Origin of the sequence: Paenarthrobacter sp. CM16, assembly GCF_013179505.1 — a bacterium.
GTDB lineage: Bacteria > Actinomycetota > Actinomycetes > Actinomycetales > Micrococcaceae > Arthrobacter.
Genome location: NZ_JABMCX010000054.1, coordinates 1 through 19,829, shown reverse-complemented (window position 1 = coordinate 19,829; position 19,829 = coordinate 1). Strand labels below are relative to the sequence as shown.

20 protein-coding genes, 1 other RNA gene, 1 pseudogene and 1 riboswitch are annotated in these 19,829 nt (G+C 61.5%); of the genes and pseudogenes, 15 read left to right on the top strand and 7 right to left on the bottom strand.

The annotated features are described in order from the left end of the window. The first annotated feature begins 722 nt into the window (after positions 1-722). The 14 genes from HP499_RS06905 (at position 723) to HP499_RS06840 (ending at position 12,296) form a co-directional block, all read left to right on the top strand. A complete protein-coding gene (locus HP499_RS06905) occupies positions 723-1,946 on the top strand; it encodes a CpaF family protein (RefSeq protein WP_172323194.1) in 1,224 nt (407 codons plus the stop codon). Next, entirely contained in the window at positions 1,946-2,800 is an 855-nt protein-coding gene (locus HP499_RS06900; RefSeq protein WP_172323189.1) for a type II secretion system F family protein, read from the top strand. Before HP499_RS06905 ends, HP499_RS06900 begins: the two co-directional genes overlap by 1 nt. After that, on the top strand, positions 2,797-3,738 hold the full coding sequence (locus HP499_RS06895; RefSeq protein ID WP_172323188.1) for a type II secretion system F family protein: 942 nt from the start codon (positions 2,797-2,799) through the stop codon (positions 3,736-3,738). Before HP499_RS06900 ends, HP499_RS06895 begins: the two co-directional genes overlap by 4 nt. 188 nt (positions 3,739-3,926) lie before the next feature. Further along, a complete protein-coding gene (locus tag HP499_RS06890; RefSeq protein ID WP_172323187.1) occupies positions 3,927-4,163 on the top strand; it encodes a hypothetical protein in 237 nt (78 codons plus the stop codon). A gap of 3 nt (positions 4,164-4,166) precedes the next feature. After that, complete coding sequence (locus HP499_RS06885; protein ID WP_172323186.1) at positions 4,167-4,589, top strand: TadE/TadG family type IV pilus assembly protein; 423 nt, start codon at positions 4,167-4,169, stop codon at positions 4,587-4,589. A gap of 139 nt (positions 4,590-4,728) precedes the next feature. Continuing rightward, complete coding sequence (locus HP499_RS06880) at positions 4,729-5,121, top strand: hypothetical protein (protein ID WP_309138347.1); 393 nt, start codon at positions 4,729-4,731, stop codon at positions 5,119-5,121. After that, positions 5,118-5,573 carry a pilus assembly protein TadG-related protein gene (locus HP499_RS06875; RefSeq protein ID WP_309138346.1) on the top strand — a complete coding sequence of 152 codons (456 nt, stop codon included), beginning with the start codon at positions 5,118-5,120 and terminating at the stop codon, positions 5,571-5,573. The genes HP499_RS06880 and HP499_RS06875 overlap by 4 nt, the downstream gene beginning before the upstream one ends. 76 nt (positions 5,574-5,649) lie before the next feature. Next, a complete protein-coding gene (prfB, locus tag HP499_RS06870) occupies positions 5,650-6,768 on the top strand; it encodes a peptide chain release factor 2 (RefSeq protein ID WP_172323184.1) in 1,119 nt (372 codons plus the stop codon). A 169-nt stretch (positions 6,769-6,937) separates the two neighbouring features. Then, complete coding sequence (gene ftsE / locus HP499_RS06865) at positions 6,938-7,702, top strand: cell division ATP-binding protein FtsE (RefSeq protein WP_017198501.1); 765 nt, start codon at positions 6,938-6,940, stop codon at positions 7,700-7,702. After that, positions 7,699-8,613: a permease-like cell division protein FtsX gene (gene ftsX, locus HP499_RS06860; protein WP_172323183.1), complete on the top strand. Its 915-nt coding sequence runs from the start codon at positions 7,699-7,701 to the stop codon at positions 8,611-8,613. The genes ftsE and ftsX overlap by 4 nt, the downstream gene beginning before the upstream one ends. A 55-nt stretch (positions 8,614-8,668) precedes the next feature. Further along, a complete protein-coding gene (locus HP499_RS06855) occupies positions 8,669-10,084 on the top strand; it encodes a M23 family metallopeptidase (protein ID WP_172323182.1) in 1,416 nt (471 codons plus the stop codon). A 75-nt stretch (positions 10,085-10,159) separates the two neighbouring features. After that, complete coding sequence (gene smpB, locus HP499_RS06850) at positions 10,160-10,630, top strand: SsrA-binding protein SmpB (RefSeq protein WP_172323180.1); 471 nt, start codon at positions 10,160-10,162, stop codon at positions 10,628-10,630. A gap of 91 nt (positions 10,631-10,721) precedes the next feature. Next, positions 10,722-11,090, top strand: a transfer-messenger RNA (tmRNA) gene (ssrA, locus tag HP499_RS06845). Positions 11,091-11,354: 264 nt separating this feature from the next. Beyond that, positions 11,355-12,296: a trypsin-like peptidase domain-containing protein gene (locus HP499_RS06840; RefSeq protein ID WP_309138345.1), complete on the top strand. Its 942-nt coding sequence runs from the start codon at positions 11,355-11,357 to the stop codon at positions 12,294-12,296. Between the two features lie 8 nt (positions 12,297-12,304). On the opposite strand, the gene HP499_RS06835 is transcribed toward HP499_RS06840, so the two are convergent. After that, complete coding sequence (locus HP499_RS06835; protein WP_223943345.1) at positions 12,305-12,679, bottom strand: hypothetical protein; 375 nt, start codon at positions 12,677-12,679, stop codon at positions 12,305-12,307. A gap of 37 nt (positions 12,680-12,716) precedes the next feature. Here HP499_RS06835 and HP499_RS06830 point away from each other — a divergent pair, with 37 nt between their 5' ends. Next, positions 12,717-14,165 carry an MFS transporter gene (locus HP499_RS06830; RefSeq protein WP_216659808.1) on the top strand — a complete coding sequence of 483 codons (1,449 nt, stop codon included), beginning with the start codon at positions 12,717-12,719 and terminating at the stop codon, positions 14,163-14,165. 18 nt (positions 14,166-14,183) lie between these two features. Here the strand turns inward: HP499_RS06830 and HP499_RS06825 are convergent, their stop codons facing one another. From HP499_RS06825 to HP499_RS06800, 6 genes and pseudogenes are all read right to left on the bottom strand, one after another. Further along, positions 14,184-14,897, bottom strand: coding sequence for an iron dependent repressor, metal binding and dimerization domain protein (locus HP499_RS06825; protein WP_172323174.1), 714 nt, complete (start codon positions 14,895-14,897; stop codon positions 14,184-14,186). Between the two features lie 9 nt (positions 14,898-14,906). Continuing rightward, positions 14,907-15,731, bottom strand: coding sequence for a class I SAM-dependent methyltransferase (locus HP499_RS06820; protein WP_172323190.1), 825 nt, complete (start codon positions 15,729-15,731; stop codon positions 14,907-14,909). A gap of 81 nt (positions 15,732-15,812) precedes the next feature. Further along, a complete protein-coding gene (locus HP499_RS06815) occupies positions 15,813-17,222 on the bottom strand; it encodes an aminotransferase class V-fold PLP-dependent enzyme (RefSeq protein ID WP_172323172.1) in 1,410 nt (469 codons plus the stop codon). Between the two features lie 34 nt (positions 17,223-17,256). Beyond that, a riboswitch (SAM riboswitch) is annotated at positions 17,257-17,370 on the bottom strand. Between the two features lie 195 nt (positions 17,371-17,565). Beyond that, on the bottom strand, positions 17,566-18,378 hold the full coding sequence (hisN, locus tag HP499_RS06810; protein ID WP_172323170.1) for a histidinol-phosphatase: 813 nt from the start codon (positions 18,376-18,378) through the stop codon (positions 17,566-17,568). Between the two features lie 54 nt (positions 18,379-18,432). Further along, complete coding sequence (locus HP499_RS06805; protein WP_172323168.1) at positions 18,433-19,548, bottom strand: ribosome small subunit-dependent GTPase A; 1,116 nt, start codon at positions 19,546-19,548, stop codon at positions 18,433-18,435. 2 nt (positions 19,549-19,550) lie between these two features. Then, positions 19,551-19,829, bottom strand: a pseudogene (locus tag HP499_RS06800) (3-phosphoshikimate 1-carboxyvinyltransferase); the annotation flags it as partial.

Sequence of the window (19,829 nt, the reverse complement as noted above, 5' to 3'; positions counted from 1 at the left end):
AGGACACGGGGAGACCTTTGCCCCATTTCCGCGCCGCCGGCAGGGATGGCAGCCCGCATCGCTGCCTTCATGGCCTCAGCATCAGGGGCGTTGCCAGGCATGGTCTGTTTCCTGGCCGGCTGCTCCCCGGAAACGCTGCCGGAACCGGCCGCGGGTGAGGGTTCGACGGCGGGCAGCGGCTGTTGCTGCTCCGGCGCCTGCTGTATGGCGGGAGGTTCACTGCCCGGAGTGGTGGCGGGGGCCTCATCAAGTGCGGGTTGCGGCCCCTGCGCGGGACTTTCCGATTGAGCCGCCGGAGATGGAGCTGGACGTGGTCCTTCTGTCTCTGCCCAGGCAGGCGATCCCAGGCAAGAGCCTGCTACCAAGGCGATCGTCAACGCTAGCCCGACCCGAGCCAGCGGCGTGCGGCGGGACGGTGCACTTGAACGTCTATTCATCTTCATTTCCGGCCCTGTACCGCGGCTCAGCGGCGCATGGGTGGCTTGCGGACAAGCTCCGGGGCGGGCGCTTGCGCATGAGACCAAAGGCCAGCTCCTAACGGGCTTTACCCTAACATCCTGAAACTGGAGTGACTAGTGGGAATGAGGTTGCTGACGTGACTAGTGATTCCCGGTTATCCACATGGCGTTTCCAGCGGCTTGATGGGGTGTTGGTGCTCGCCTAGCGTGAATAAGGCGAGATATTCCTCTCGTTTACCGAATTCATGGTTGGTTGGGGAAGAAGTGGAAGCTGTAAGGATCGTCGAAGGAGAAGTCAGGGAGCTTATTCGCCGACGGGGACTGGATCCACTCGAGCAGGCTTCGGACGTCAGGCTCCTGGTGGAAGCAGCAGTGAATGACTACGATGAGCGCGCGCTCCTCGGTCCACTTCCCGCCCTCGGCCACCTTGAGACCGCCCGACGGCACATCTTTGATGCCGTGGCGGGCTTCGGACCGCTGCAACCGCTCCTGGACGATGCCGCCATTGAAGAGGTCTGGATCAATGCGCCGAACCAAATTTACGTTGCCCGCAATGGTGAATCGGAACTGACGGCCATCAGCCTGACTGAACAACAGGTCCGGGACCTGGTGGAACGAATGCTCAAGAGTTCGGGGCGCAGGCTGGACCTTTCGTCCCCGTTCGTCGACGCTGCGCTTCCGGACGGTTCAAGGTTGCACGTGGCCATCCCGGACATCACCCGAAAACACTGGGCAGTCAACATCCGGAAGTTCATCGCCCGCGCGAGCCGCCTCGAACATTTGGTCGAGCTTGGCACCCTTACTCCACAGGCTGCGCGTTTCCTGGGAGCAGCTGTGGCCAGTGGTCTAAATGTCCTCGTTTCCGGGGCCACCCAGGCAGGGAAGACAACCATGTTGAATTGCCTCGCAGCGCACATTGGTTCCCGTGAACGTGTCATCACGGTGGAAGAGATCTTCGAACTGCAACTCCCGCTACGCGACGTCGTCGGATTGCAGTGCAGACAACCCAACCTTGAAGGAGAAGGCGAAATTCCGTTGCGACGGTTGGTCAAGGAAGCATTAAGGATGAGGCCGGACCGGCTGGTGGTGGGAGAAGTGCGCGAAGCCGAGAGCCTCGACATGCTGATAGCGCTGAATTCGGGCCTGCCCGGTATGTGCACTGTCCATGCCAATTCCGCGCATGACGCCGTGACCAAGATCTGCACGCTCCCGCTCCTGGCAGGGGCCAATATTTCCAGTTCCTTCGTGGTACCCACCGTCGCATCCTGCATCGACCTCGTAGTTCACTGCAGCCGCCACTCGACGGGACAAAGGCAAGTGACCGAAATCCTGTCTCTCGGACGGAGGGTCGAAAACGGAATCATCGAGTCCTCAAGTGTCTTTGGCATGGTAGGTACTCAGTTGCTGCCACGGGCCAACTCCATGCCCGCTGCGGAGAAGTTTGCCCGGGCAGGTTTTGACGTCGCCGCACTATTGGAACTGAACTGATGGTGGCCCTCCTCGGCATACTCTGCGGCTTGGGGGTCTTCCTCATCTGGTGGTCGGCCTGGGTCCAGCCTGATGCAGAAGCAAAGGAACCGCGCCCCGGGCGCCTGGACCTCCTTCTTACCTCAGCGGGTATTGAAAAAGTGACGGGCGGGGGCCTGCTCCTTACATGTGCAGGTTTCGGCCTTTTCGCACTGCTGGTGTTCTTCGTTGTGACAGGATCGCCACCGGTGGCTGCCTGCTTTTCCCTCTTTGGTGCTTGGGTTCCCTTCGCAGCTGTCCGCTGGCGTGCGCACAAGCGGCGGGCTGCACTTCGACAACTGTGGCCGGATGTCGTGGACCACCTGCGCTCCGCCATACGCGCTGGTCTCGCCTTGCCGGAGGCACTCATTCAATTGGGATATAAGGGACCTGAAGAACTTCGCACACTCTTCCTGGATTTTGGGGCGGATTACAGATCCGGCGGACAGTTCGAGGCCGCCTTGAACAGGCTCAAAGCACGGCTGGCTGATCCCGTGGCAGACCGCATTATCGAGGCACTCAGAATGACCCGGGAGGTAGGCGGCTCGGACCTTGGCCGAATGCTGGGCACTCTCGCGGAATTCCTGAGGGACAGCGCCCGCACGCGGAGTGAGCTCGAAGCCCGCCAGTCATGGACCATCAACGCAGCACGGCTGGCTGTAGCCGCGCCCTGGATCGTGCTGGTCGTCATGGCGGGCCGGCCTGAAGCGATGCTGGCCTACAACACGGGTACAGGTGCCATGGTCCTGCTCGGTGGGCTGCTGGTGTCCGTTCTCAGTTATTCGGTGATGTTGCGGGTTGGTGCTTTGCCCGAGGATCAGCGGGTGCTTCGATGACACCTGCTACTGCGCTCGCTGTGCTCTGCGGCCTGCTTCTTGGGGCGGGCTGCTGGTTGATCCTGGTGCGCCTGCCGTTCATGCGCGGGAACACGTTCTCGGACCGCATCGAAGCCCAGCTCAGATCCCGAAACCTGGAATCGCGGCTTCTGCTTACACCAACCCACAACCTCACGCCGTTCGGACCGCTGGAGCGGATATTGCGCCCCATCATTGGTGACGCCATCACCTACCTCTCCCGGTTTAACGTCGGATCTGCCGCACTGGGGAAGAGGCTGGCACGTGCTGGCTCTTCCAAGACCACCCTGGATTTCCGTGCCGAGCAACTCCTCTGGGCAGGTGGCGGTTTCATAGCGGCAGTTCTCGTCGTCGTGATCGGTGCCACCGCCGGGCAGTTCAGCCCGGCTTTCCTTGTGGTTTGTGTCATTTCGGGGGCAGCGGGAGGTTACCTGCTGCGCGACTATGTGCTGGGCCAACGGATCAAGAAGCGGGAGTCCTCGATGCTGTCCGAATTTCCGAGCCTCGCGGAGCTGATGGCGCTCGCCGTTGCTGCGGGCGAAAGTGCCATGGGTGCCATGGACAGGGTGAGCCGCAGTTCAAGCGGCGAGTTGTCTGCAGAATTTGCCCTGGTCCTGGCCGACGCCCGGTCCGGCAAGTCACTGTCCGAGGCACTCCAGGCTTTTGCTGCCAGATCCGATCTTCCTCCCTTAATCAGGTTCTTTGACGGGTTGGTGGTCGCAGTTGAGCGGGGGACACCTTTGGCCGATGTCCTCCGGGCACAGGCTGCAGATGTCAGGGACGCCGCAAAACGCGAGCTCATGGAGTCTGCCGGCAGGAAGGAGATTGCCATGATGGTGCCGCTCGTTTTCGGAGTGCTTCCGCTGACTGTCATCTTTGCCGCCTTCCCTGCGATGGCCGCGTTGCAAATCAGCCTGTAGTCCTGCAGCACCTACTGCCGCTGGGCCGCTCCAACCATGGAGCAGCCAGGTCGGTCCCAAACCAACCAGTCCGTCCAAACCAACCAGTCCGTCCAAACCAACCATGCCGTAGCAGCAAGCCGGTCCATCGCAACATCTTGCACTTCACGCCACGGTCGTACACCGCACTATTCATCCTGGGGAGAACCATGAACCGTATTGCAAGCAAACTGTCAGCCTCAATTTTCCTGATCCTTGTCAGCATCACGTGGATCACGGTCCCGTTGAGGAGGCAGTCCCGTGCCGAGGATCGTGAGCGTGGGGATGTACCTGGCTGGGTCATGATCACATTGATGTCGGCTGTGCTGGTTGCCGGCCTCCTCGCCATGGCCACCCCTGCCCTGGAGGGCCTGTTCGATCAGGCGATAGAGAAAGTGGGCCAGTAGGGGATGCGGCCGGGACTCGGCGCCGTTGTTCCAAATTCCCGTGACAGTCAACGACGCAGCGGCTCAGAAGAATGTGGCTCCGCCGTCGTTGACTTTGTCCTGATTGGTGCGCTGTTGACGCTCTTCTTTATGGCGATCGTTCAGCTCACGTTGGTGCTGCATGTACGGAACACCTTGATTGATGCTGCCGCCTCAGGTGCGCGTTATGGAGCCTTGGCGGACCGGACTCCGGTGGATGCACGTGCCCGTACTGAGGAGTTGATCCAGTCTGCCTTGAACAGCGACTTCGCCCGGGACATCGTATGTAGCGACGTCGTGGTGGATGGGGCCCGCACCTTGGAAGTGACGGTGAAGGCCCCCTTGCCCGTGGTGGGACTGATTGGCCCTGGTGGGTTGCTGGAGGTGAAGGGGCATGCCGCACTCTAGGCCGCTTCCCCATTTGCTGTTTGCCTTATGGCAACGGACTCGGGCGGCCTTGTGCCTCGCGACGGAACCTGCTGCCGGAGGTCCGGCCGGAGGATGCGAACGAAGGCCCAACGCTGCGGAGAGCGAGAAAGGCAGCGCTGTGGTGGAATTTACCTTCCTGGCCGTACTGCTCATGGTTCCGGTGGTGTATTTCGTGGTGACCGTCGGTCAAATCCAAGGTGGGTCCTTTGCCGTCGTCGGGGCCGCCGACCAAGCCGCCAAGGTTTTCGTAGCCCGGGATGATGTTTCCGGTGCCAGGGCTGCGGCCGAGCGGGCTGTCCTCCTTGCACTGGGGGACTACGGCCACGTTCCGGACCAAGCCACGGTGGAGGTGGCGTGTGACAGAGCCGACTGCTTGTCGGCAGGATCCAAGGTGACGGTCACGGTCTCCTTGGATGTTCCTTTGCCCTTGATGCCCTCTGGGAACTCGCCGGGTTTGACCGCCGCACGGTTGAGCGCTTCGGCAACTCAAGTCGTAGGACGCTTCCTGTGACACAGTCGCGTCCCTGTGGCCAGGCACGCGAAGAGGGCCAGATCGCCGTTCTCATTATTGGCTTCGTTGTCCTTGCGCTTCTCCTGGCAACTGTGGTCATGGCTGCCTCGGCGGTCTACCTTGAGCACAAGAAACTGTTGTCCTTGGCAGACGGAGCAGCACTGGCCGCTGCCGACACCTTCTTGGTGGGCGATATCGGGGGCGGGAGCCGGCCGGGTCCTGCATTGGTGGATGAACGTGTGCGCATCGGGGCAGCGTCCTACCTCGCAGGCAGTGGCGCCTATTCACAACACGATCGGCTTACCTTGGCAGCCGGTACGGGCAGTGAAACCGGAGGTACGGCCGTGGTGGTCCTATCCGCGGTGGCCCATCCTCCGGTGATCAGTTTCCTCTTACCTGACGGAATCCTGGTGGAGGCCCGTTCGGTAGCCCGGTCCACCTTGACCCAGTAACGGTCCGGGTCATGGTCCGGCATGAAAGAAGGGGGCCGTCGGGGGAGCGTGATCCATAGCGTACGCTGGGATGACCATGGCTGAGATAGATTTTCCCGCAGAAATCCGCGCACTTCGCGCAACTTACAGCTCCATCGAGAATGTCACCGATGTTGAAGCACTTAAGGCTGAGATCGCTGAACTGAGCGAGCAAGCCGGAGCCCCGGACCTTTGGGACGATCCGGCTTCCGCCCAAGTGATCACCTCGCGGTTGTCGCACCGCCAGTCCGAAGTTGAGCGTCTTTCCAAGCTCGCTTCCCGGATCGATGATCTCGAAGTCCTGGTGGAACTGGGCCAGGACGAGGGCGACGACGACTCCATGGCGGAAGCTGCAAAGGAATTGTCGTCCATTCGCAAAGCACTGGCGGAACTCGAAATCACCACGTTGTTGTCAGGCGAGTACGACGAACGCGAAGCCGTGGTGACCATCCGGGCGGGCGCCGGGGGTGTGGATGCAGCAGATTTCGCCGAAATGCTGATGCGGATGTACCTGCGCTGGGCCGAACGCCACGGGTACCCGACCACTGTGATGGATACGTCCTATGCCGAGGAGGCTGGACTTAAATCCGCCACATTCGAGGTCAAGGCGCCGTACGCGTTCGGCACGTTGAGCGTCGAGGCAGGAACCCACCGCTTGGTCCGCATCAGCCCCTTCGATAACCAGGGGCGTCGGCAAACGTCCTTCGCGGCAGTCGAGGTTATTCCGCTGATCGAACAGACGGACTCCATCGAAATCCCGGACAACGAAATTCGCGTAGATGTCTTCCGATCCTCAGGGCCGGGCGGGCAGTCGGTCAACACCACTGACTCCGCGGTGCGCCTGACCCATATCCCCACGGGCATTGTGGTCTCGATGCAGAATGAAAAATCGCAGCTGCAGAACCGGGCGGCCGCCATGCGCGTACTTCAGTCACGCCTTCTCCTGGTCAAGAAGGAACAACAGGACGCCGAAAAGAAGGCCTTGGCCGGGGACGTCAAAGCGTCTTGGGGAGACCAGATGCGTTCCTACGTCCTGAACCCATACCAGATGGTCAAGGATCTGCGAACTGAACACGAAGTCGGCAACACGTCAGCTGTGCTCGATGGCGACATCGACGACTTCATTGACGCCGGGATCCGCTGGCGCACCGGCAACCGCAACGCGGCAGCCAACTAGGACCCCGGCAGCCAACCGGATTCTGCGACACGCCCGCCAAAGCCAGCTAAACCCAGCCTGCGCGTGCGTATAGTCGAGTTGCCGGTGCTCTCACTTCCCCCATCGAAAGCCCGCGCTCCGGCTGTTGGACTGGGCGACTACGTCATGTCCGGCGGGGTTCTAAAGGGCCATGATCAGATTTGAGAATGTCACCAAGGTCTACGAGCAGAATGCCCGACCGGCGCTCGACTCTGTCAGCCTTGAGATCAACCGCGGCGAATTCACCTTCCTCGTAGGTGCGTCGGGCTCGGGCAAGTCCACTTTTCTTCGCTTGATCCTGAAGGAAGACAAAGCCTCGTCCGGATCTGTCTATGTTGCCGGACAGAACGTTGCGAACATTTCGAGCTGGCGTGTACCCAAGCTTCGTCGTGGCATCGGCGTTGTCTTCCAGGATTTCCGCTTGCTCCCGCAGAAGAATGTCTTTGCCAACGTTGCCTTCGCGATGCAGGTCATTGGCAAGAGCCGCTCGATCATCCGCGAAACCGTTCCCGAAGTGCTGAAGACCGTGGGACTGGAGGGCAAGGAACGCCGCATGCCCCATGAGTTGTCAGGTGGTGAGCAGCAGCGCGTGGCGATCGCCCGCGCCGTCGTGAACCGTCCCGGCATCCTGCTGGCCGACGAACCTACCGGCAACCTGGACCCCATTACCTCGATGGGCATCATGGGGGTCCTGGACAAGATCAATCAGAATGGCACCACAGTAGTCATGGCAACCCACGACGACGACATCGTCAATGAAATGCGCCGTCGCGTAGTTGAGCTCAAGAACGGCAAGGTCATCAGAGACGAAGCCAAGGCGCTCTACACCTCCATGATTCCGGTGGTTGGTGAATCACGCCGCCTGCGCGATGCCAGCGGCGAGGAACTCAACCGTGCTCAGGGGGCGCAGCTGTGAGGCTCCTGTTTATCCTCGGGGAAATCGGCAGTGGACTGCGCCGAAACCTTTCCATGGTCATCTCCGTAGTGTTGGTGACCTTTGTTTCCCTCACGTTCGTAGGCGCTGCGGGAATGCTGCAGATGCAGATCAACCAGATGAAGGGCTACTGGTACGACAAAGTCCAGGTGGCTGTTTTCCTCTGTAACGACGGTTCGACGGCGGTCGGCTGCGCTTCCGGTCCGGCGACCAAGGAGCAGCAGGAGAACCTGCAGGCAATGCTCGAATCCCCGGCCGTCAAGCAATACATCAACGATTTCCAGTTTGAATCCCAGGCTGAGGCCTACACACACTTCAAGGAACAGTTCTCCAATTCCCCGATTGTTGATTCAGTTTCCGAGGACCAACTGCCGGCCTCGTTCCGCATCAACATGAAGAACCCGGAAAAGTACCAGATCATCAGTGAGACGTTCTCCTCACAGCCCGGCGTCGAGACGGTGAGCGACCAACGGCAGGTCCTGGAACGCATCTTCTCCTGGATGAACGGTGCGTCTGTGGCTGCGATGGGCGTAGCTGTGGTGATGATCTTCTGCGCGGTCCTGCTGATCACCACGACCATCCGGCTCTCTGCCTTCAGCCGACGGCGGGAAACCGGGATCATGCGGCTTGTCGGCGCTTCCAAGACAGTGATCCAGCTGCCCTTCATCCTGGAGGGCGTTATCGCTGCCGTGGTGGGGGCAGTCCTGGCTTCGGTGACGCTCTGGTTGATGGCGCACTTCTGGCTCAACGGTGAACTCTCGACACAGTTCCTCAACACGCCCTTTATTTCCTCTGCCCAAGTACTGGTAATAGCGCCGGTGCTGATTGCCTTGGGTGCGGGCCTGGCCGGGATATCCTCTCTCTTGACCCTCCGGCGATACTTGAAGGTTTAGCGATGACCGCTAAAGCCCGATCACCCTTCATGCTGACAATCGAAAAGGACTCCTGATGACCGCGTTGGACCCAATCTCCCTGCGCCGGCGACTCGCGTCGGGCAATGCTCGGATCATGGGTGCCGTGCTCGCAGTGGGTCTGGCAGTCAGTCTCCTGTCGGGCGCTCCCGCTGCCCGGGCCGACAACCTTGAAGACCAGCAAGCCGCGCTTGAAGCTGAAGCCGCCAGGGTTCAGGCATCCCTTGAATTTGTCGATGCCAACATCGCCAAAGCTGCCGGCGACCTCGTCATCTACCAAGGCCGCCTTCCTGGCGCCCAGCAGGCACTGCTTGAGGCGCAGGGGCGCGTTGCAAGCGCGGTCAAGGAAGTTGAAGCTTTGTCGGCCAGGGTTGAACTTGCCCAGCAGAACAAGGCCAAGATCACCGAGCAGTTGGAAAGTGATAAGCAAAAGATCACGGACACCAAGAAACTGATCGGCCAGATAGCGTCCCAGGCGTACAAGTCGGGGGGTGTCCCCACAAATATCGCCCTTCTGTTCGGGTCCAGCGAATCAGGCAACCTGACCGAGTCCATGGACCTGGCGGACCAAGCCATGCGCAGCCAGAACGCCGCCATGACCAAGCTGACGCAGCAGAACGCCACCAACGTGAATTCCCAGGCGAGGCTCGTAGCCGTCGAGGAAGAGATCCAGGACCTCAAAGCGAAAGCGGACGCTGCGCTTGAGCGGGAGAAATCGGCAAGGGACGAGGCTGCGAACAAGAAAGCCGAAGTCGACAAACTTATCGAAGACACCACCCGGCTTAACGGGCAACTTCAGGCAGCCAAGCCCGGTATCGAGGCCAACCTGGCCCGGGTGAAGGCTGAGCAGAACACCGTTGCCGCTGAGATCGTAGAGCGCGACCGGAAACTCAGGGAAGCATGGGAAGCCGAGCAGCGCCGCCTCGCTGAAGAAGCTGCTGCTGCCGCGGCGGCTGCGGCTGCAGCCCAAGGCCGTCCCGCGCCGCCGGAACAGCCGTATGTTCCGCCGGCGGCAGGTTCCCCGTCCGCCTTCGGACTGCGTCATCCCTTTGCCAGTTACGTTCCCATCACGTCCGGATTCGGGTGGCGGGCAACGCCGCCTGGAACCATCGACTTCTACGGCACGGGTGGCTACATGCACACTGGCATCGACTTCGGAGCGGCCTGTGGCACTCCGGTTTACGCAGCGGCTGCAGGGGAGGTCTTCAACTCAGGATGGAACTCCGCCGATGGCGGTGGATGGCGAGTGAAACTGTCCCATGGCGTGGTTCAGGGAAATTCGCTGACCACCATTTACTACCACAACAGCAGTATTGTGGTTTCGAACGGCCAGCGCGTCTCGGCCGGCCAACTGATCGCCTATTCGGGAAGCACCGGTAACTCGACAGGATGCCACGCCCACTTCGAAACGTGGCTGAACGGTTCCGCCGTGGATCCCATGAACCTTCTCTAAGGCGCGCAACGGCGCGGGGCTGCCCCGTCGCTGGCGTACACTAGTTGAAATCCGCATCTAACAAGGAGTTCTACCGTGCCCAAGGAAAGTGGCCGTAAGGTAGTGGCCACCAATCGGAAGGCCCGGCATAACTACCATGTCCTGGACACCTATGAGGCCGGTATCGCCCTCATGGGAACCGAGGTGAAATCCCTCCGCGAGGGGCATGCTTCCATGGTGGACGGTTTTTGCACCTTCTACAACGACGAGTTGTGGATGGAAGGCATCCATATCCCTGAGTACCACCAAGGGAGCTGGACCAACCACGCCGCGCGCCGCCGTCGTAAGCTCTTGCTGCATCGCGAGGAACTGGACAAAATCTCGCAGAAGATCCGCGAGTCCGGTTTCACCGTGGTGCCGCTCCAGTTTTACTTCCTGGACGGCCGGGCCAAGGTGGAAATCGCCGTTGCCCGCGGCAAGAAGGACTACGACAAACGTCAAACCCTGCGTGAACAGCAGGACAAGCGTGAATCGTTGCGTGAGCTGCGGGAACGCAACCGCCGGTAGGGAATGTTCCACCGTTTGAGTGCGTTATGATGGATAGTCCGAAGGGAACTCGAAGTAATCGAGGCTCCCATCGGGTTTGGTAACAAAATACGGGGATGATCGGTTTCGACGATGTTAGTCGCGACAGGTGAAGCGGGCCGAGGATGCAGAATTATCTCGTAAACGCTGTCTGCAAACCAATAAGTGCCGAATCTAAGCGCACTGACTTCGCTCTCGCTGCCTAAGCAGTAAGACAGTCCGTCAGCCCGGGGTTGCTATCGCCCCGGTTCCTGGCGTCATTTAGATAGCCACTGCTGTTTGCCTTCGTCATTGAGGTAAACGGGACTTTTAGATGACTGGGCCCGGATCAGCCACCTGTTCGCAGGATGGCTGGGGCCGAGAAAATCCGACGCGAACTGCGCCCGGAGAAGCCCTGACAAAACGACATCGGACGGGGGTTCAATTCCCCCCATCTCCACCCCAGGAAAACCCTCGGATCCTCGTGATCCGAGGGTTTTCCCATGTCCGGAGCTTTTCATGTCCGGGAAAGCCCGGCGGGAAAAGCAGGGTCCGCTGCCGACCCTGCAGGGTCCCCGCGACCCCGTTCACCCACGGCGTACTGCGCTGAGGACTACCGGCAGAGAATTCACAGTTGAAGTGGGTAAGCGCCCAAACCGGGGGCAGCGGTGGCGGGAGGCATGCGGTGAGCACTGGGCCTGAATTTGAACCAATCAACTCTGACGACGTGCCTGCACTGGATGCCTACTCAAAGATTGTGATCGACGTTGCGGAGTCGGTGACACCCCATGTTGCGGCCATTGAGATGACCAGCACCGGCCGTCGCGGCCGGATCCTGAGGGGCAGCGGGTCTGCCGTGGTCTTTACTGCCGAGGGGTACATGCTCACCAACGCCCATGTGGTGTCCGGCATTAGGACCGGAAGGGCTGTGTTCGCCGATGGCAAGCACTCCGACGTGGAGTTGGTGGGCGCCGATCCTTTGTCCGACCTCGCTGTAATCCGCGGCCTGAAGTCAGCGCCACCACCGGCAGTTTTAGGCAATGCCGATACCTTGCGGGTGGGCCAGTTGGTGATCGCCGTGGGCAACCCGCTTGGTTTGGCAGGCTCGGTCACTGCAGGCGTGGTCAGCGGTCTGGGCAGGTCCATTCCCGTCAGGGCAGGGGATCACCGGCGGGTCATTGAAGATGTGATCCAAACCGACGCTGCTCTTAATCCGGGGAATTCCGGTGGAGCGTTGGCGGATACGCGCGGACATATCGTAGGCATCAACACCGCCGTGGCAGGACTGGGACTCGGTTTGGCGGTCCCCATCAATACCACCACCCGCCGCATCATCGCCTCCTTGCTGAGGGATGGCCGGGTGCATCGTGCGTACTTGGGGTTGGTGAGTACTCCCATCCCGCTGGACGCCAGTGCGGTGGTCCGGACCGGACAAAAGGAAGGGTTGCGCGTGGTGGAGGTGCTTCCGAGGTCGCCGGCCGAGCATTCAGGACTGCAGCCCGGCGACATAGTGCTTCGCGCCAACGGCCGGGCAGTATCGAGTGCAGAGAGCCTCCAGAAGCTGCTTTTCGAGGAAGCAATCGGGGAACCGTTCCCGCTGACGGTCCTTCGGGATGGCCGGGCCGTTGAGCTCCTCGCGGTGCCGTCGGAAATGGAACAGCAGCAGTAGGCCTGAGGCTAGGCTTTGCTCTCCGGAACATCAACGACGCCAACGAAGCGGCTGCCGACGCCTTCGTATTCACTGCGTACTTCGCCCAGGAAGAGCTTGGGGAGGTCACTGTTCCGGTGGGTGCCGCAGTACACGAAGGAAAAGTCCGGCCACCACTTTTTCGGCCGAATGGCCTCGGAATAGCCGCAAACAGCACAGGTCAGGTGGACCCAGACAGGGCGTTTACCGGTGCGGTTGGCCCGGGACTGTACCAGCCAAGCCGGCGGATTGTCCTGCATATCGCGGAGTTCGGCCTCGGAGAGCCGGGACGGAATACCGTGGCGTTGGGCCATTTCCATCGAAATATCAAGGGCCAATGCGGCATCACGTCTGCTAATCACCATTCAACGATACGGGACTTACCCGGCGTAGGCTGTGCTCATGACTGACGCAGCGGCCTTGCTACCCAGTACTCCGCTCCAAAAGCGCGTGTTGGCGGTGGCTATTGTGGCGTCATTCATCGCCATCCTTGACGGATTTGTGGTGAATCTCGCACTCCCAGCCATCGGGCGGGAACTGGGCGGCGGCCTGGTCATCCAGCAATGGGTGGTGGATGCTTACCTCCTGACACTGGGCGCCTTGATCCTGGTGGCGGGCTCCTTGTCAGATCATTTCGGCAGGGCACGAATACTGGAATGGGGGCTGGCAGGCTTTGCCGTGACCTCGGTCTTGTGTGGCCTGGCCTGGTCGGGGGAAGTCCTGGTGGTCGCGCGGGCACTCCAGGGAATTGCCGGCGCCCTGTTGGTTCCAAGCTCCCTGGCCATGATCATCACGTCGTTTAGCGGACCGGCCCAATCCAAGGCCATCGGCCAATGGTCGGGCTGGACCAGCGCGGCGGCGATCGTTGGCCCGCTGATCGGCGGCCTGGCTGTAGACCTGCTCTCCTGGCGTGTCATCTTCTTTATCAACGTCATTCCCGCTGTTGCCATTTGGCCCATGCTGGCCGGTCTCCGGGCATCCGACGCCGCGAGGGACAAGAGCAAGCGGATCGACTACCTCGGGGCGTTCCTGGCCATGGTTGGCCTGGGCGGCCCGGTGTTTGCGTTCATCGAGCAGGGCCGCATGGGGTGGGGGAGCGCGCAAGTGTGGGTGCCTTTGGTGGCGGGCATTGCAGCCATGGCACTGTTCCTGGTCCATGAGTCAAGAACTGCTGAGCCCATGCTGCCCCTGAGGTTGTTCGCGATCCGCAATTTTGGGTGGGGCAACCTTGCAACGCTTGCCATTTACGGTGGAATTTCCCTTGGCTTCTTTGTCCTGGGAATCTATCTGCAACAGGTGGGCGGCATGGTGGCAACCATAGCGGGCATTGCTTTGCTCCCTGGCACGGTAATCCTGATGCTCAGTGCGTCGTATTTTGGTGGACTGGCGGGCAAATACGGTCCCCGATGGTTCATGACTGCAGGCCCGCTGTTGTGTGCTGTCGGTTTTCTGATGTCTCTGGCCATCCAGGAGCCGCTGAATTACTGGACTCAGGTGGTTCCGGGTCAAATTGTGTTCGGACTGGGATTGGCCATTCTTGTGGCGCCGCTGACGGCAGCCATCCTTGGTGCAGTCCCGCCCGAGGAAGCGGGCATCGGTTCGGCGGTGAACAACGCCGTAGCCCGCATTGCAGGGCTGATCACCATCGCCTTTGCCGGGTTGATTGTAGGACCGGTCTTCAGCCGGGATGGCTTGTACAACGCCCTATTGGTCACGGCGGCACTGTTCCTGACAGGGGCGGTGGCTTCCGCCGTCGGGATCCGGAACCCCGCAAAGGAGACGGTGGCCGCCGAAGGCGGGAAAACAGAGGCGGCGTCCGACGACGACGAAGCGGCCGGGCAGCGCGACTGACCTTACTCCGGGCCTGGGTCAGCGGGCCGGAAGAACACAGCCCTCGTGAATTCCTGCGCTTTGAACCCACAACGCAGAAGTTACTTCATCGGCGAGATCAAATTCGCGGCCTTGGGCTCCGGTGCCGATCCGGACTACCAAAGCTCCGCCGAACGGTTTGCGTCCTACTACTTCAACCGGGGCATCAAGTGCGATTTCTTCGGCAGCCAGATACCGGAGGAGGTCAGGGTTCTCGTCGCTGATCCTGGTGATGCGGCCTGAGTGGCCTTGATCCAGTTCGATCATGCGGTACGCGTGCGGCAACTGGACGGAGCCATCGGCCGAGGGAATGGGATCGCCGTGAGGGTCCCGGACGGGATGCCCCAGCTTGGCGGACATGCGTTCAATGAAGGTATCGGACACCGCATGTTCCAGCATCTCGGCTTCGTCGTGGACCTCGTCCCAGCTGTACCCGAGTTCTTCCACCAAGTAAGTCTCAATGAGGCGGTGACGCCGCACCATGGACAGCGCAAGCCGCATGCCCTGGGGGGTCAGCCTGATGGCGCTGTACGGTTGGTGGTCAACCAGGCCCTGGTCCTTGAGTTTGCGCACCATCTCGGACACTGAAGAATTGGCCACTCCCAGGCGCATGGCCAGTTGGGAGGACGTAATGGGTTTGTCCTGCCACTCCGTGTAGGAGTAGATGACCTTGACGTAGTCCTCAATCGAGGAGGAGGGCGTACTGGTCTTCACACCCCAAGCCTACCGTGGCCCGGTGTTGTGGACTTTGACTGCCCGCCACGTCTGCGTCACGTACGGCACGTGAACGGTATCGCCTGGCTCGTACCCGAGGTGCTCATGAAGGTACCATTCCAGGTTTCCCATGACTTTGGCCCTGGTGGCGTCGTTGGCACGGAGGTAGTAGCTGCGGGACTTGGTCAGTTCCATGATGTCTCCCGGCGTCAAGGCGTCCTCCCACCGGGTGAAGTGGCTTTCCAAGCCGGTGAATTCCGGACCGATCACTGGCCGGAAGCCGGGCTTGTGGACGTCTCCGGCATGCATGATGCGCGATAACCTGTGAACCCAGGGCACCGCGGTATCCAACTGGTTCCAGATCAAACCCAGGGTCCCCTGCGGCCGCAGGATACGGGCTATCTCGGTGCTCGCCGCGAGTGGGTCGCACCAATGCCAGGCCTGGGCGACACTGACGACGTCGAATGCTGAGTCCGTCAGTCCAGTTGCTTCGGCAGTTCCCTCCAGCGCGAGGACTTGTGGGTGGGACTTCCGCAGCTGATCAAGCATGTCCACGGAAGGATCGACGGCGGTCACGTCCAGCCCGTACTGGACGAGGCGCGCCGTGAACTTGCCGGTCCCTGCGCCCAGGTCCGCAGCTGTCCGGGTCCCTTCCGGGACCAGCCATTCCACAGAGTCCAAGGGATAACCGGGGCGCACCCGATCATAGTGTTCTCCGCCGTCCTGGAAACTTTGGCCGAACTCACTGCGGAGGTCAGCGTGGAGCTTGGGCCCGCGTGGTCCGGCAGGTCCGGGGATGGCTGGCTGTCCACTTGAGGCAGCCTGAGAACGCATCGCCACCAAGGACTCCTTCCAGGGTCGGCAAAAGAGATACCCTACGAATTTACCCCAGCGGCCGGAAACCGAGGCCCGGTATTAGTCCACAGTGCAGGGGGCTGCGCCCGCCGTGCCCGGAGTATTGGGAGCCCACTCGGGGTAGGTGCGGTGGTCGTTGGCAGGTACCCAGCGGCCCTCATCCACTACGTAGTCCCAGCCAAGGCCGTTGCGCTTGAGGCCCTCAATGCCTGCCAGCAGCCTCGTGGCGTCCTCCAACCGGGAGCCGACGCCAAAACTTGCACGCAAGGAGCCCGAGGGGAGTCCTAGCCGCTTGAGCAGTGGGTGTGCGCAGAAGCGGCCATCCCGGAGGCCAACGCCGTGCTCGGCGGCCAGGTACGCTGCCACCAATCCGGCGTCGAATCCTTCTACGGAGAAATTGACCACACCGATGGTGTCTTCGGAGTCGGAGAAGATCCGGTGGACTGTCACGCCGTCGATGGCCTCCAAGCCGTCCACCAGGTAGGAGCGGATCGACGCCTCGTGGTTGTGCCAGGCCTCCTGGTCCAGTGCAGCGAGAACTTGAGTAGCGCGGGCGAGGGTGGCGGCGCCAAGGACGTTGGGGGAGCCGCCCTCGTGGCGGGCGGGACCGGTTGCCCAGCTGACGGAGTCCAAACGGGCTTCCCGGACGGCGCCGCCACCAGCCAGGTGCGGAATCCCGGCGTCGAGCCAGTCCGGACGGCCCACCACTACACCGGCACCGAAAGGCGCGTAGAGCTTGTGCCCGGAGAAGACAACGTAATCCACGTCAGCTTCGGTGATGTTGATCCTGCGGTGGGGTGCGAGCTGGGCTGCATCCACCACGATCCTGGCACCGAATTCGTGAGCCAATGAAGCGAGCTCGGCGATCGGCAGGATTTCACCAGTAACGTTCGAGGCACCGGTGATCGCGAGCAGGCTGACCCCGCCCTGGGCCAATTCACCGCGGAGTCTGTCCAACGTCGCGGCGAGGGTGGAGGCTGCCACGACGCTGCGGTGCGGGACTCCTTGCCAGGGGAGCAGGTTGGCGTGGTGTTCGATGTCCAGGTAAAGGACTTCACCGGAGAACCGGCCCTCGGCCTGGGGAAGGCAACCGGCCAGGAGGTTCAAGGAGTCCGTGGTGTTTCGCGTGAAAATGACGGATTCATCCGGGCGCCCACCGACGAAGTCACGCACGATGTTCCGTGAATTCTCATAGACGGAGGTGCTGATCTGTGAGGCATATCCGGCGCCGCGGTGCACGCTGGCGTAGTAGGGCAGGACCTCGTTGAGATAGGCCGAGACGATGGTCAGCGCCGGAGCCGAAGCTCCATAGTCCAGATTGGCGTAGCGGACGTGGCCACCCTGAATCAGTGGGGCCTGCAGTTCGGCACCAGTCACTGCGGCGAGGGGCCGGGCTGCTGCAGCTGCCGGTGCAGGGGTTTCTTCGACAAAAGAAGGAATGGCGTTTGAATCGAACGTGACAGTACTCATGGGACCTCACTCAAGAGGGACCCCCATGGGGGGGGATCCGCGCTTGCCGCATCCGTTCCGGACCGGCCGGGTCGTCACCCGGGGCACCCCACCGCGAATGGAGGGTTGCCGGCCAGCAAACCGGGGTTTAGCGCTGGCACTCGTGACCTGTAAAAAAGGTTAGGGCACCTCCAGCGGCCACTCCAAAGTCACTGCGCTTTGTTAAGCGCTTTGTTACGTCAGGCTTGTAAAGCGGGAGTTTGGCGAATAAAAAACGGCGGCTGCCTCCAAAAGGAGGCAACCGCCGTCGAATATTCGCTAAATGGCCCTGGTCCCAAGGGCCCGGAGCTGGAGGAGGCCGGAACTAAAGGAGATCGTCCAAGCCTGGGTTGAGGCGCTTGAGCACCTCTGAGTGGAGGATCGAGTTAGTGGCCAAGGCATTGCCGCCGAAGGGTCCGTCGTCGCCTTCCAGCGAAGTAAAGCGGCCACCGGCCTCCGTCACGATCGGGACCAGTGCAGCCATGTCGTACAAGTTCAACTCAGGCTCGCAAGCGATGTCCACTGCCCCTTCTGCCACCAGGCAGTAGGACCAAAAGTCGCCATAGGCCCGGGTCCGCCAAACGTCCTCGGTCAGTCCCAGGAACTCGTCCAGGTTCCCGCGTTCCTTCCATCCGGACAGGCTGGAGTAAGACAGCGAGGCATCGGCCAGATTGGTGACGTTGGAGACCTTCAAACGGGTAGCAGCGGCAAGGGACCGCCCCATGTAGGCGCCCATGTCCTTGGCCGCCCACCAGCGTTTGCCCAAAGCGGGGGCGCTGACGACGCCTACTACAGGTTCACCCTCGTCAACCAGTGCGATCAGCGTCGCCCACACCGGTACACCCCGGACGAAGTTCTTGGTTCCATCGATGGGATCGATGATCCAACGGCGTGAGCCGTGTCCGCTGCTGCCAAATTCCTCGCCAAGAACAGCGTCCCTGGGCCGCGAGCGTGAGAGTTGGCCGCGGATGGCTTCCTCCGCAGCCTTGTCAGCGTCCGTGACGGGAGTGAGGTCGGGCTTGGTTTCGATCTTGAGGTCCAGGGCCTTGAAGCGATCCATGGTCTGGGCATCGACGGAATCAGCGAGGACATGGGCCAGGCGCAGGTCATCGTTGTAGGTGGAAACGGGATGGGTCATGGCACCAAACTATCCTGAAACATTCCCTGCAGCGGGGAGGTGAAGCCGCAACGATCAGTTGACAGTGCCCAGTTCCTTGGCCTCTTTGGCTTCCAGCCGCGGGTCCGCGCCGAGCAGCCGGCGCAGCGAAGCCAGCCGGGCCACTCCTGAAGGTCCGGCGTGACCTTCGTTCACCCAGGGATCCAAGCCGCAGTTGATGGCAGTGGCGTCGTGCTTGCAGCCGCGTTCGCAGGCTTGAGTTCCGGGCTCAAGATCAGGGAAAGAATGCAGAATCCGATCCGGATCCACGTGGGCGAGGCCAAAGGACCTGATGCCCGGGGTGTCGATGATCCAACTGCCGGCCGGGGCGTCGGCAAGTTTCAAGGCCAAAGCGGAGGAGGACGTATGCCGTCCCCGACCCGTCACGGCGTTGACTCCGCCGGTTGCCCGCTCTGCGCCTGTCAGGGCATTGACCATGGTGGACTTGCCCACGCCCGAGTGGCCGAGCATCACGGTGACCTTGCCGCCGAGGTGGGAGCGCAACTGGGCTACGGCGTCCCTGTCCAAACGTGCGGACAGCCCGTCATCCGAGCGGGCGTCGATGCCACCTGCTTCGGAGTCCGCCGTGCGGCTGATGATCACCGGGAAGTCCAGGCTGAGGTAGTTGGCGAGGAGTTCCGCCGGATCCTTGACGTCCGCCTTGGTGATGAGCAGCAACGGCTCAATGCCGGCGTCGTAGGCTGCCACAAGGGCGCGGTCGATGAATCCGGTGCGGGGTTCAGGGTTGGCGGCGGCAACTACAATGACCAACTGATCGGCGTTGGCCACCACTACCCGTTCGATGGGGTCGGTATCGTCGGCACTGCGGCGCAGGAGGGTTCGCCGCTCTTCCACCCGCACCAGCCGTGCCAGCGTGTCCGGTGAGCCGGTGACGTCCCCCACCAGCGCCACGAAGTCCCCAGGGACTACCGGGTTTCGCCTCAGTTCGCGGGCACGTGCAGCGATGACAACACGGGCGTTCGAGGAATCCTCATCCACAATTGCCCTGTAGCGTCCTCGGTCCACGGTGATGATCCGGCCGATGACGGCGTCATCATGGCTGGGCCTGTCCTTGGTCCTCGGCCTGGAACCTTTTTTGTTGGGTCGTATCCGGACGTCGGATTCGTCCCAGGAGCGTGCGTCACGGCCCATGGTCAGTTGTTTGCCCCGTCCGTGTTGGAGATGGTTCCCACCATTCGGGCCCACATTTCAGGGAACTCAGGCATGGTCTTGGAAGTGGTGGCGATGTCTTCGACCTGGACGCCTTTGACGGCGAGGCCCAGGATGGCCCCGGCAGTGGCCATCCGGTGGTCCGCGTAGCTGTGGACCACCCCTGCACGCAGGGCGGCGGGGCGGATGATGAGGCCGTCGGCAGTCTCCTCGGCGTCGCCTCCCAGCGAGTTGATTTCATGGACAAGTGCCGCGAGCCGGTC

Bases quoted from the DNA above. Each gene is read 5' to 3' on its own strand.
- HP499_RS06890 (WP_172323187.1), top strand. From the start codon at position 3,927: ATGAACCGTATTGCAAGCAAACTGTCAGCCTCAATTTTCCTGATCCTT.
- HP499_RS06895 (WP_172323188.1), top strand. From the start codon at position 2,797: ATGACACCTGCTACTGCGCTCGCTGTGCTCTGCGGCCTGCTTCTTGGG.
- HP499_RS06805 (WP_172323168.1), bottom strand. From the start codon at position 19,548: ATGGGCCGTGACGCACGCTCCTGGGACGAATCCGACGTCCGGATACGA.
- HP499_RS06855 (WP_172323182.1), top strand. From the start codon at position 8,669: ATGACCGCGTTGGACCCAATCTCCCTGCGCCGGCGACTCGCGTCGGGC.
- HP499_RS06815 (WP_172323172.1), bottom strand. From the start codon at position 17,222: ATGAGTACTGTCACGTTCGATTCAAACGCCATTCCTTCTTTTGTCGAA.
- HP499_RS06900 (WP_172323189.1), top strand. From the start codon at position 1,946: ATGGTGGCCCTCCTCGGCATACTCTGCGGCTTGGGGGTCTTCCTCATC.
- HP499_RS06835 (WP_223943345.1), bottom strand. From the start codon at position 12,679: ATGGTGATTAGCAGACGTGATGCCGCATTGGCCCTTGATATTTCGATG.
- HP499_RS06885 (WP_172323186.1), top strand. From the start codon at position 4,167: ATGCGGCCGGGACTCGGCGCCGTTGTTCCAAATTCCCGTGACAGTCAA.
- prfB (WP_172323184.1), top strand. From the start codon at position 5,650: ATGGCTGAGATAGATTTTCCCGCAGAAATCCGCGCACTTCGCGCAACT.
- ftsE (WP_017198501.1), top strand. From the start codon at position 6,938: ATGATCAGATTTGAGAATGTCACCAAGGTCTACGAGCAGAATGCCCGA.
- HP499_RS06830 (WP_216659808.1), top strand. From the start codon at position 12,717: ATGACTGACGCAGCGGCCTTGCTACCCAGTACTCCGCTCCAAAAGCGC.
- HP499_RS06820 (WP_172323190.1), bottom strand. From the start codon at position 15,731: ATGCGTTCTCAGGCTGCCTCAAGTGGACAGCCAGCCATCCCCGGACCT.
- hisN (WP_172323170.1), bottom strand. From the start codon at position 18,378: ATGACCCATCCCGTTTCCACCTACAACGATGACCTGCGCCTGGCCCAT.